Annotated in this window: 11 protein-coding genes; 4 read left to right on the top strand and 7 right to left on the bottom strand. The window is 59.2% G+C overall.

All coding sequences use genetic code 11. From position 1 onward, the window contains the following. The first annotated feature begins 64 nt into the window (after window positions 1–64). From ACYQ1P_RS07305 to ACYQ1P_RS07295, 3 genes are all read left to right on the top strand, one after another. Window positions 65–508, top strand: coding sequence for a BLUF domain-containing protein (locus ACYQ1P_RS07305; RefSeq protein ID WP_460019683.1), 444 nt, complete (start codon window positions 65–67; stop codon window positions 506–508). A gap of 51 nt (window positions 509–559) precedes the next feature. Next, entirely contained in the window at window positions 560–889 is a 330-nt protein-coding gene (locus ACYQ1P_RS07300) for an antibiotic biosynthesis monooxygenase family protein (RefSeq protein WP_460019682.1), read from the top strand. A 61-nt stretch (window positions 890–950) separates the two neighbouring features. Further along, window positions 951–2,453 carry a GAF domain-containing protein gene (locus tag ACYQ1P_RS07295; protein WP_460019681.1) on the top strand — a complete coding sequence of 501 codons (1,503 nt, stop codon included), beginning with the start codon at window positions 951–953 and terminating at the stop codon, window positions 2,451–2,453. Between the two features lie 652 nt (window positions 2,454–3,105). Here ACYQ1P_RS07295 and purH read toward each other — a convergent pair. From purH to gph, 5 genes are all read right to left on the bottom strand, one after another. Further along, window positions 3,106–4,677, bottom strand: a complete 1,572-nt coding sequence (gene purH, locus ACYQ1P_RS07290; protein ID WP_460019680.1) for a bifunctional phosphoribosylaminoimidazolecarboxamide formyltransferase/IMP cyclohydrolase — start codon at window positions 4,675–4,677, stop codon at window positions 3,106–3,108. Window positions 4,678–4,758: 81 nt separating this feature from the next. After that, window positions 4,759–5,478, bottom strand: a complete 720-nt coding sequence (locus ACYQ1P_RS07285; protein WP_460019679.1) for a class I SAM-dependent methyltransferase — start codon at window positions 5,476–5,478, stop codon at window positions 4,759–4,761. 26 nt (window positions 5,479–5,504) lie between these two features. Further along, complete coding sequence (locus ACYQ1P_RS07280; RefSeq protein ID WP_460019678.1) at window positions 5,505–7,385, bottom strand: polysaccharide biosynthesis protein; 1,881 nt, start codon at window positions 7,383–7,385, stop codon at window positions 5,505–5,507. Continuing rightward, window positions 7,378–8,307, bottom strand: coding sequence for an NAD-dependent epimerase/dehydratase family protein (locus tag ACYQ1P_RS07275; RefSeq protein ID WP_460019677.1), 930 nt, complete (start codon window positions 8,305–8,307; stop codon window positions 7,378–7,380). Before ACYQ1P_RS07275 ends, ACYQ1P_RS07280 begins: the two co-directional genes overlap by 8 nt. Further along, window positions 8,304–8,978: a phosphoglycolate phosphatase gene (gene gph, locus ACYQ1P_RS07270; RefSeq protein WP_460019676.1), complete on the bottom strand. Its 675-nt coding sequence runs from the start codon at window positions 8,976–8,978 to the stop codon at window positions 8,304–8,306. Before gph ends, ACYQ1P_RS07275 begins: the two co-directional genes overlap by 4 nt. A gap of 146 nt (window positions 8,979–9,124) precedes the next feature. Between gph and ACYQ1P_RS07265 the strand changes: the two genes are divergently transcribed. Beyond that, on the top strand, window positions 9,125–9,691 hold the full coding sequence (locus tag ACYQ1P_RS07265; RefSeq protein ID WP_460019675.1) for a D-sedoheptulose-7-phosphate isomerase: 567 nt from the start codon (window positions 9,125–9,127) through the stop codon (window positions 9,689–9,691). Here the strand turns inward: ACYQ1P_RS07265 and ACYQ1P_RS07260 are convergent. Together ACYQ1P_RS07260 and ACYQ1P_RS07255 are read right to left on the bottom strand one after the other, a co-directional pair. After that, complete coding sequence (locus tag ACYQ1P_RS07260) at window positions 9,681–10,925, bottom strand: glycosyltransferase family 4 protein (protein ID WP_460019674.1); 1,245 nt, start codon at window positions 10,923–10,925, stop codon at window positions 9,681–9,683. The genes ACYQ1P_RS07265 and ACYQ1P_RS07260 overlap by 11 nt on opposite strands. Then, a complete protein-coding gene (locus tag ACYQ1P_RS07255) occupies window positions 10,922–11,911 on the bottom strand; it encodes an MraY family glycosyltransferase (protein WP_460019673.1) in 990 nt (329 codons plus the stop codon). The genes ACYQ1P_RS07260 and ACYQ1P_RS07255 overlap by 4 nt, the downstream gene beginning before the upstream one ends. Window positions 11,912–11,916: the final 5 nt, after the last annotated feature.

Genomic DNA, 11,916 nt, shown 5'->3' with positions numbered 1-11,916 from the left:
TATGTTCTCCTGAGGCGAAGCCCAAGACTCCGAGCGGTATTAGATTAACCAGGATTGCGTCCCAATGGGCCTGAAGCATGTGATATACAGTTCCAATTTCCAAGATGGACTCGGTCAGACTGATTTGCAGTCCATCCTGGAAAAATCCAGGCTGAACAATCAGAAAAATGGCCTGACGGGACTCCTCGTTTACGCTGATGGCCTTTTCATTCAAATTCTGGAGGGGGAGAGCCATCGCGTCGATACCACGCTCCGAGCCATAATCCAGGATTATCGTCACTGGAATATTCACGTACTGCTTAACGAAAGCATCGAAAAGCGGTCTTTCCCGGACTGGACAATGGGATTCGTTCAGGAGGATATCCATCACCTGAGAGATTTACTGGCGCTGGAAGGAACATTTGATTCTCAGGCACTAAACTCCCGACTGACGATGATGAATGATTTTCCGCCATTGTTTATAGAATACTTTACAAATAAGCTTCGAGCCGGATCAAATTTGGGTTGAGTACTTGGAATGAATGTTCTTTATTCTTGAGATGCGAAAAAGGAAGAGCAAATGCCTGTCAAGAAAGTGAGCCCAAATCCCGGATACGTCGCGTCAAGCCGATTTGTGGTGATCGAAGGCCTGGAAGACACGGTGAAGGCGGCTTTCCGAAACCGTCCAAGACTGGTCGATTCTGCACCCGGTTTTCTGCGCATGGATGTCATCAGCCCGGACGATCATCCGCAGGAAATATGGCTACTCACCTATTGGACAGACAAGAGCAGCTATGACAAATGGCATAAGAGTCATCATTTCAAAGACTCTCACAAAGATATGCCGCCGGGTTTGAAGGTGCTCCCTTCTGAAACCGAAGTTCGCTTTTTCCAATATATATCCGATTGAACGCCCCTCCTTGTCGTTTGCGTGACTGTCGTTCCGCCGCCACCCCCCATGAGGTCATCGAATGGACGAAGCCCAGAAATTAACGCAGCTTTTGCAGCAATGTGAACTGGAGCAACTCCACCATTCTTCAGCCATCCAACCATTTGGTGTCCTGCTTGCCGTGGACAGCGTGGGCGGCTCAATTACGCATGCCAGTGAAAACGCATCGGCCCTTTTGCATCGCCCCCTTACGGAAATCATCGGACAGGCCGCAGATCAAATCTTGGGATTCGATATCGCCGGCATTCGTGGGGTGAAGGATGGCGGAACCCCTCGGACCTTACCCTGCATCAGATCCCTGGGCTCTGGAGTGGTGTGCGAAGTCACCTTGATCCCTCAAAAGGATCGTCTGTTGATAGAGTTGGAACCCACGGCTGAACCGGGAAAAAAAGACACCGATCTTTTCTCTGTTTTGAGATTTTTCAAGGTCCCCGAAGCGGCAGCAGAAGTGATGGCATTGCATCGGAATGCGGCGCAAACGATTCAGGACTTAACCGGCTTTGAGAAAGTGATGATTTATCGCTTTCACGACGACTGGTCGGGGGAGGTGATCACTGAATTGTCCCGATCCGAGGCGTTTGACTCCTATCTGGGACTGCGGTTTCCCGCCTCCGACATACCCAGAATTGCCCGCAAGCTTTACGAACAAAACGCCTATCGACTGATTTCAGACGTTTCGCAATCGCCGGAGCCCATTTTGGGTGAAACCGAAAACGGGATATTGGACCTGACCCATGCCGATTTGCGCAGCGTCTCGCCCGTTCACATCCAATACCTGAAAAACATGGGCGTCGGTGCCTCATTTTCATTATCCATCATGGTACGGAAGCAGCTGTGGGGATTGATTGCCTGTCATCATCCGACACCCCGTCACCTGAGCCTGGAGACCCGTGCCCAATGCGCGAAGACTGCGGATTATTACGCCCTTGCCCTGTCAACCTGGCTGACTGGGGAGAAAATGCGTTTTTTAAATTCCGTTGGTGAAAACATTTCTGATCTGCTCGCCAGATCCTCTGCGGAGGCTTCGCTCTGCGATAAAATACGCCAGGGTGGCGTCGCTTGGCTGCAACTGACCGAAGCCACCGGAGGGGCTTATATTGATGGTTACTCTTTTGTGCCTTTCGGCACGACCCCACCGGAGACGGCGATCCGAGAGATCGACGCTTGGTTTATCAAGCATTGTCCAGACCCCACCCTGATCACAACGAAGTTGATGTCTCTATTCCCGGCGGCGGAAGCCTGGCGCGACTGGGCAAGCGGCCTCATCGGCGTCAAACTCGCTCATCCGAAATCCCACAATGAGCCACGATTTTACTGGTTTCGGCCAGAGTTACCCCAGCAGATCCATTGGGCGGGCAATCCTGATAAGCGGGCCTCCTCTGATCCAACACAGGAAATGATCTCACCCAGAAAATCCTTTGAGAGCTGGACCGAAACAACATTTGGCCAGAGTGAGGACTGGGGCAGCGGGGCCCGACTGGCAGCCGACACTCTGCGAAAAAAAGTACTATTACCTTATCTCTGATCCGGGAATCCCGGTTTGGGCCCGCCGCGCCATCCTTATTTAGTACAATTTATAATTATATGCTTATTTACTAATGATGTCATAATGTATACACTGTTTATAAATGGATTTATTTCTTCGACAAATCCATTGAAAGGGAAAAGCCTTGGGCCACCCTCCTGATAGAACTGATACATTTAAACATAGATTAATTGAGCATGAACGAATGATTTTTCGGTGCAAGTCGATATTACAATCGGCAAGCGGAAGAGGCTTGTCTCACCATTTAATGGTTGAGCTTGATTTTTTATTACATGAAGTTGAATCCCACATTGAAATTTGTAAGAAATTTTACAGGAGAGGTTTATCCGTAACAAGTCTTGAAAAGGCAAAGTCCTATATCATTAAAGCAAGAGAGATTAAGGGCGAGGATACTGGAAATGAACAATTTATGTTTTTCTTGTCGTCGGCCCAAAAATACCTAATTGACCACCACATGAATTATAAATCTTAACAAAATTATTCTTTTAGATCACGACAGAACGCCATCATTTCACCCATCGTTCCCCACCAGCATGCTCATGCTTCGACAGGCCATCTCAGCATGAGGAGGGAGAGGTGGGAGTCATGGGGGTGATTGACCCCACACTCCCAGCCCCCTCGCCCCCGTGCCTCAGTGGCGGAAATGCCGCATGCCGGTCATCACCATGGCGAGGCCCTGTTCGTCGGCGGCGGCGATGACTTCGTCGTCGCGGATCGAGCCGCCCGGCTGGATGACCGCCGTGGCCCCGGCTTCGGCAGCGGCCAGCAGGCCGTCGGCGAAGGGAAAGAAGGCGTCGGAAGCGACCACCGAGCCCTTGGCCCAGCTTTCCTTGTCCCCTGCCACGTCGGCGGCGGCCTGGGCTTTCCAGGCGGCGATACGGGCCGAGTTGACGCGGCTCATTTGCCCCGCGCCGACGCCCACCGTCATACCGTCCTTGCAATAGATGATGGCGTTGGATTTGACGTGCTTGCAGACGGTGAAGGCGAATTGCAGGTCCTTCAGTTCCTGGGCCGTCGGGGCGCGCTTGGTGACCACCTTCAACTCGTCCTGAATCAGCCGGTTGTCGCGGCCCTGGAGCAGGATACCACCGGACAGGCTCTTGAAGGTCATGCCGCCAGCGCGTGGGTCGGGCAGGCCGCCGGTGCGCAACACCCGCAGGTTTTTCTTGGCCCCCAGGATCTCGCGCGCCGCGTCGGTGATTTCCGGCGCGATGATGACTTCGAGAAAGATCTTCGCCAGCTCCTCGGCGGTCGGGGCGTCCAGCGGCCGATTGAAGGCGACGATGCCGCCGAAGGCGCTTTCGGTGTCGCAGGAGAAGGCGCGCAGGTAGGCGTCCTTCTGATCCCGGCCCAGGGCGACGCCGCAGGGGTTGGCATGCTTGACGATGACCACCGCTTCCTCGTCGAATTCCGCGACCAGTTCGAAGGCGGCGTCGGTGTCGTTGAGATTGTTGTAGCTCAGCTCCTTGCCCTGAAGCTGTTCCGCCGTGGCAACGCCGGGACGGTTCTCGGTACTCTTGTAGAAGGCCGCCGCCTGATGCGGATTCTCGCCGTAGCGCATGGTCTGCACCCAGGTGCCGCCGAGGGCGATGGTCGGCGGGAAGGGCTCGTTCAGTTGCTCGGCGAACCAGCCGGAAATGGCCGCGTCATAGGCCCCGGTGCGGGCATAGGCCTTGGCCGCCATCTTACGCCGGAAGTCCAGCGTCGTGGTGCCGCCATGGGCCAGCATCTCGGCCTTCACGGTCTCGTAGTCGGCCGGATCGACCAGCACCGTCACCCCATCGTGGTTTTTGGCGGCGGCGCGGATCATGCCCGGCCCGCCGATGTCGATATTCTCGATGCAGGTCTCGAAGTCGGCCCCCCGGGCGACCGTCGATTCAAAGGGGTAGAGATTGACCGCCAGCAGGTCGATGGGCTGGATGTCATTGTCAGCCATGGCTTTTTCATGCTCGGCATTGCCGCGCACAGCCAGCAGGCCGCCGTGGATTTTCGGATGCAGGGTCTTCACCCGGCCGTCCATGATTTCCGGAAACCCGGTATGGTCAGCCACTTCCTTGACCGGTACCCCGGCCTCGGCCAACGCCTTGGCGGAGCCGCCGGTGGACAGGATTTCGACCCCGTTATCGGCCAGGAATCGCCCGAACTCCACCAGTCCCGACTTGTCGGAAACGGAAATCAACGCGCGCCGGATCTTGTCGGCCATGACGGTATCCCCCTGCATGTATGAAAGCTTCGCCGGGTATAGCAGGTGCGGCGGCGGGGAGAAAGTCCCGAAACCGTCCGCCTATCCCGTCTTGCGCGCCACCATAATCAGGCTCTTGCCAAAGGGCAGGGGCACGAGCCGTTCGAAGGCCCGGGTCACCGGCACCGCGAACCGGTCATAAATCTGCGCCATGCGCGGATCGAGATTGGTGCTACCCAGCAGCGTATTGATCAAACCCCAGGCAAAAATGCCGCTAAAATCCATGTAGTGGCTGAGCACAACATCAAAACCGGCAACGCCGACCTTGCGGTTCAGATCCTCGCGCAGATAGCGGCGGTGATGACCGACGATCCCATCCAGCTTGCTATAGAGCAGGGGCAACGCCGGAACGAACAGACAAAGGTGGCCCCCGGGACGCAACAGGGCATGAAATTCTCTCAGGGCGGCGTTGTCATCTTCGATATGTTCAAGCACATTGATCAAGCAAAGGGTATCCCGCGAATGCAGACCTACCGTGGCTCGATAGTCTTCAATGGTCGACGCGTAGACGCTGACCGCTCCTTCGTCGGCCAGCTCCTGCAATTTTCGTGTCTGCGCCGAAGACGGCTCGACCAAATCCAGGTGGCTGAAATAGGGCTTGAGATAGCGCGCATAATTGCCCTGCCCGGCCCCGATCTCGACACCTTCGCCGTGCAGATAGGGAGCGAAGATTTCGGTGATCCAACGATAGTAATTTTGCAGATTGGCTGTCGCCTCGAATTCTCGGCCTTCGTAGACTTGCGCGTCGCGTGTTTCCGGCATGTCGCTCGATTCCTCGTCTGTCGACCTTATCCGCCGGGTTGGTATTCCGGGACCAACTCCCGAACCAGACCGAGCACTTCAATTTCCGCACCTTCATTGCACAGGGTGTCGAGGCGGTCGAGAAGAGAAATCAGCCTCTCCAGATCGACCAATCGCGGCGCAGCCAGAAGAATGCCCTTGTATTCGGTCGGCACCAGATCCTCGGCCCCGTGGAAGATTTCCTCGAACAGCTTCTCCCCCGGACGGATGCCGGTGAATTCGATTTTGACATCTTCGTCCGGTCGCAGCCCGGCCAGCCGGATCATCTGCCGCGCCAGATCGACGATCTTCACCGGCTCACCCATGTCGAGCACGAAGATCTTGCCTTCGTCGTGGCTGCGGCCGGACAGGGACGAGGCCTCAAGCACCAGTTCCACCGCCTCGCGGATGGTCATGAAATAACGCTTCATGTCTGGATGGGTGACGGTCAGCGGCCCGCCCGCCTCCAGTTGCTTCTGGAACAGCGGCACCACCGAACCGGTGGAACCGAGCACATTGCCGAACCGTACGGTGACGAAATTCGTGGCCTGACCCGCTTGGGCAATATCCAGAGCCTGGCAATAGATTTCCGCCATCCTCTTGGTCAATCCCATGATGCTGGAGGGATTGACCGCCTTGTCGGTGGAAATCATCACCATGCATTCGACCCCATGGGTGACACAGGCGTCGGCCAGGTTGCGGGTGCCCAGCACGTTGGTGCGTACGCCTTCCAGCAGGTTGGCCTCGACCAGCGGCACATGTTTCAAGGCGGCGGCATGAAACACCACCTGCGGCTTGATCTCATCAAACAGCCGCTCCAACCGGTTCCGGTCCCGCACGTCGGCGATCACCGCCCGGCGCTCGATCCCCGGGTGCCGTCGCCCCATTTCCTGGTCGATGCGGTACAGGGCAAATTCGGAATTTTCCAACAGGACCAACAAACATGGCCCCAGATCCGACACTTGGCGCACCAGCTCGGACCCGATCGACCCCCCCGCCCCGGTGATCAGAATGCGCTTGCCGGCAATCAGCCCATGCATGGCGTCCCGGTCGAGAATGGCCTGAGGACGTCCGAGCAGATCCTCCACGTCGATGGGACGGACGTCCATGCCGTCGGCCAGACCGCTTTTCAAATCTGTCAGCCGCGGCAGACGGGCCAGAGTCAGACCCAGGCTGTCGGCCTGTTCGAGCAGGGAGCGCAGACGTGGGCCATCCATGGAATCCTTGGTGACGATCAATTTTTGCGGCTGATCCTCTTCGTCCAGGGCATCAAGAACCGTTTCCAGTTCCTCCAGAGTGCCGAGCACGCGGATATCCCTAATACGCCGACCGACCCGGCCGGTTGTTTCCGAGAGTATGCCGACGACCCGATAGCCCATGCCACCATTGCGCAGGGCGCGCAGAAACAGTTCCGCGCCGTCCCCGGCCCCCACCAGCAGTACCGGCACCGCCGGTCGGTTGCCCTCTTCGGTCAGGTCGATGCGCCGGTCCTTGGCCAGCCGGTAGAGAAAGCGCGGCCCCCCCAGCAGCGCCATGAGGATGAACCAGTTGAGCAGGGGCAGCGAACGGGGCACCAACTCCAGCCGCGTCCAGATGAACATCACAGCGGTGAAAATCAAAATGGCCAGGGTCACCGAGCGGGTGATTGCCGCCATGTCGTTGAGCGAGGCATAGCGCCAGATGCCGCGGTAGAGATTCATCATCCAGAACACGATGCCGCAGATGACGGCAAACAGCGCCATCGCCTCGCCGCCATGACCATGGCGCCAGATCTCCTGAAAATCGTCTCCGGTGCGCAGATAGATGGCCAATGCGAAGGAGGCCGCCGACATCACCACGTCATGCAGAAAGACCACCGAACCGCGTCGCAATTGGGCCAATCTAGCCATGGGTTCTCCTGTACCAGGCGGCCACTTCCGCCAATCCCTGATCGACCGTGAAGGGGGGCACCCAGTTCAGGTCCTTGACCAGCTTACCGTCATCCACCGTCAGCGAGCCCATCAGCCGTCCAACCTGCGCCGACTTGCCGCTGGCCCGACCGGCCAGGGTCAACAGCGGCGGCGGCAAAGACAGCAGACGCGCCGGACGATCCATCACCCGGGCGATGCGGCGCACCAATTCGGCGGTCGATAAATCCTCGCCATCGCGGATCAAATAGGTCCCCCCCGCCGCCGCCGGATGCTCCAGCACCAATCGCAAGGCCCGAACGAGGTTTCCCAGATAGAGCAGACTGCGTCGATTGTCCACTGCTCCCAGGGGCAGCGGCAGGCCGCGACGTAAAAGATGCATCAAGTCCAGGAAGTTGGCTTTCACCCGTGGACCATAGACCAGGGGCGGACGCAGTATGACCACTTCAAGTCCCGTCCGTTCGCTGATCGCCCGCAGCACCTGCTCGGCCTCCATCTTGGAAACACCATAGGGGTCCTGGGGGGCCAACACATCTTCGACGCGGAATGGCCGGTCAGCGGTTGCCTCCCCATGCACCTTGACAGAACTGAGATAGACGAACCGTCGCACGCCCGCCGCCGCCGCCTGTTCGGCCAGCCGCCGGGTACCCTCCACATTGACCAAACGGAATTCGGCCAGAGGGTCACGGGAACGGTCCTGCATTACATGCACCCGCGCCGCCAGATGCACCACCGCATCGACGCCGAACAGCAGCGGCATCCAATCGGTTTGCGAGCCGATGGGGCCGACCCGGTCGCGGGTGGCGCGCACCACCCGGTCGCCACAGACCTCCAATGAGGTGCATAGAGCCTGACCGACGAACCCATTGGCCCCGGTGACCAGAACAGAACGGCGCTGGCTCATCGTAGACGGTCCAAAGCGCCAGGCAGTTCCGATAGGTGGTCGATCAACAAATTCATAGGTAAGCTTTCCAGGGGTTCCTGAGTATATCCGAAAGAGACCATGACACAGGCGATCCCGGCATTGCGGGCCGCATAGGCGTCATTCTCACTGTCGCCGACCAGCACCGCCCGTTCCGGCACGCCGCCCAGGGCGTTGATGCAGTCGTGGACGTGGCGGCCATCGGGCTTGCGATGGGTCACCTGATCCCCACAAAGCACCACCTCGAAGTACCTGTCGAGATCCAATGCCGCCATCACCGGGGCGCAGGTCAGTGACGGCTTGTTGGTGCAGATGCCGAGTTTCTTCCCCCGTCGTCGCAACTCGTCGAGCATCTCTATGGCCCCGGGAAAAACCACCGTATCAATAATCGGCTCGGCGGCATAGGCGGACAGAAAATCCTGATTCAAGGCGTCGATTTCCGCCTCGGGCAGACTCCCGCCCCCGGCTTCCAGTGCCGCGATCACCAGATCGCGCGCCCCCCTGCCGACCCAGGACTTGACCTCGGTCAGACTCCGCGGCCCCCGGTTACGACGGGCCAGCGCCTTGTTCAGCCCATGACGCACGTCCGGCGCGCTATCGACGAGGGTGCCGTCGAAATCGAACAAAACACAGTCCAGAACCCGCTTGCTCATCATCTTCCGTGAATGGTGGTGGGTATGATTGACCAGGGAACTACCCCGTGCACTCGATGGCGTCAATGGAGCAAAGCCCTTTGCGCCTGCAAGACGAGGGTTTATACCAAACGACCTTGATAACCGATGACCGAAGGTTCCCACGCATGACTCTCGCCGCCTACCTGTTGAATGCCATCCAGGTTCTGGATCGAACTGCCGGTTCCCTGGCCGAGGAAAAAGTGGAAGCGGCGATCGTCGCCATGACCCGCGCCCTGGGGGCCGGTCATCCCATGCTGGTTTGCGGCAACGGCGGCTCGGCGGCCGATGCCATGCATATCACCGGCGAGCTTGTGGGACGGTTCCTGATGGAGCGCCGGGCGTTGAATTGCATTTGCCTGGCCTCCAATCCGGCGGTTCTGACCGCCTGGAGCAACGACTGCGGCTACGATTCGGTGTTTGCCCGCCAGGTGGAAGCCCATGCCCACCCCAAGGGCGTATTGTTCGGGATCAGCACCTCGGGCAACTCGGAAAGCGTCGTTTTGGCCTTTGTCGAAGCCCGCAAGCAGGGCATGACCACGGTCGGACTCACCGGCGAAGGCGGCGGCAGGTTGGCCGGGGTCAGCGACATCCTGCTTGATGTGCCGTCGCGCCATACGCCTGACATCCAACAGGCGCATCTGGGAATCTATCATTACATTTGCGCCGAAATCGAACAGCGGCTCAATCGTTAGCCACCTGCGCACCGTTTCCAGCCGCCGCCGCTTCGAGCACCGTCAGCATCTCCTCGGCCTGCTTCTCCCGGGTATGCAGCGGCGCGGCGGCCAGACTGCGCGCCGCCAGGACCCGGCGAAACGCCGGGTCGGCCAGTTTACGACAGGCGTCGGCCAGCGCCTGTGGGTTTTCCGGGGCCACCCATAGCCCGGCCCCGTCGGCTTCCAGGATTTCGCTGGCCTCGCCCCGCGGCAGCGCCATCAGGATGGGCAGCCCCATGCCCATGGCCTCGAACATTTTCGACGGAATAACCTCGGCGAATACCGGCGTATTGCGCAAATGCACCAAGGCCACGTCGCACAGCGACCACACCCGGGGCATGGCCTCCTTGGGCTGCGGCGGCCCGAACACCACATTGGTTAAATGCTTGTGCTGGGCCATTTCCTTCAACATCTCGCGCTCCGCTCCGGCCCCCACCAGCAGAAACCGGAAATCGGGCAGATCCTTGAGCAGCGCCGCCGCCTCCAGCACATTGGTCAGCCCGTGGGCCATGCCATGGGTGCCCACATAGCCGACCACGAATTTATCCAGCAGATCCCATTCCTCGGCCAACGCCTGATCCAGTTCGCGCGGCGCATAGCGTTGCAGGTCGACCCCGTTGCGCACCACGGCGATCTTGTCCGGGTCGATGCCGCGAGCGGTCAGGTTGACCTTGAAGGCCTTTGTCAGTGCCGCCACCGAGGCCGAAGAGCGATACAGATAGAGTTCCAGTTTTTCCATCCAGCGCAGGGCCAGACTGTCTTTCATTGCCCCCACGGCGGTAATGGAGGCGGGCCAGATATCCCCCAGTTCGAACACGAAGGGCACCCGGCGCACCTTGCCCAACGCCCAGCCGGCGACGGCGGAAAAGAATTGCGGCGAGGTGGCGGCGATGACATCCGGACGGGTCTGGAACAGCCCGGCCACGAAGCCGTTGACCATGAAGCTGAGGAAATCCAGCATCCGACGCCCGAACCCGGCATTGGCCGCCATGTAGGTCTTGACCCGCACCACCTTCAGTCCGTCCATATGCTGGATCTGCACCCACTTGTTCTGCCAGCCGTCATAGAGTTTGCCCTGGGGAAAATTGGGCGCGCAGGTGAGAATTGTCACCGAATGGCCGTCGCGCACCCAATACAGCGCCCGCTCATAGACCCGGGTCGCCGCAGCATTGGTTTCGGGCGGGAAATTTTCGGTGAGAAACAGGATTTTCATGGGACCGCCCGTTGGGAATGTAAAAAACGCCGGTGTAAATAGATCAGCGCAACGCCCGAGACGAGACCGGCTCCCGCCAACGCCACCCCCGGGTGAGAAAGGGAAATGACCGCCAGGGCCGTCAGCAGCAGATTGACCAGCAGAACAAGCCCGCTCACCGCCCCATGGGAAAGTCCGCTGCGCACCCCCAGCTGGTAATAATGCTCCCGGTGGGCCTGTAATATATTGTCGCCGCGCAACATTCGTTTGCCAATGGTCAGTGTGGCGTCGGTCAGATAATAGGCCGGTAATATCAGGGCCGCCGCCCAGGCCCCCTCGGCGGCCAGGGTCAGCAACAGACCGCCGAGCAGGAAGCCCAGCGGCACACTGCCCACATCGCCGAGAAAAATCTTTGCCGGTGGACGGTTCCAGACCAGAAAGCCCAAGGCCGCCGCAAGGGCGCTCAAGCCGAGCGGAATCAACGTCGGCTCCAGATCCGCAGAGAGCGCCGCGACGAGGGCAATGCCGCCGCCGAGACTGGCCGTCTCGACACCGGTAATGCCGTCGATCCCGTCCATGAAATTATACAGATTGATGAACCAGACCCAGAACAGGGCCGCACCGAGTAGGGCCGCCATGCCCAATGCCGGTGCCCAAAGCAAAAGCGCACCGACCACCGCGAGCAGATGGATTCCCAGCCGCAAAGGGGCCGACAGCCCCCACAAATCATCCGCCCAGGACAGCAAGGCCAGAGCCAGGGCGGCACCGGGCAAGATCCAGCCCCCGGGCAGAGGCGGGAACGACCAACCGACCCCGACCCAGGCGATCAGGAGCACGCCGATCACCGCCAGACCGCCGCCCCGCGGGGTCGGATGATCATGGCTGCTGCGATGATTGGGATGGTCCAGAATCTCCCGCTGACGCAACAGGCGTACCAGCAGCCCGACCGCCAGGGTGCTGGCGGTAAAGATAATCACCAAGAACGGGGCGAGGAAGGTCCAGGACATGACGA

Source organism: Magnetospira thiophila (assembly GCF_054657015.1).
The sequence above is the reverse complement of the archived record's forward strand: the minus strand, read 5'-3'. Positions and strand labels throughout refer to the sequence as shown.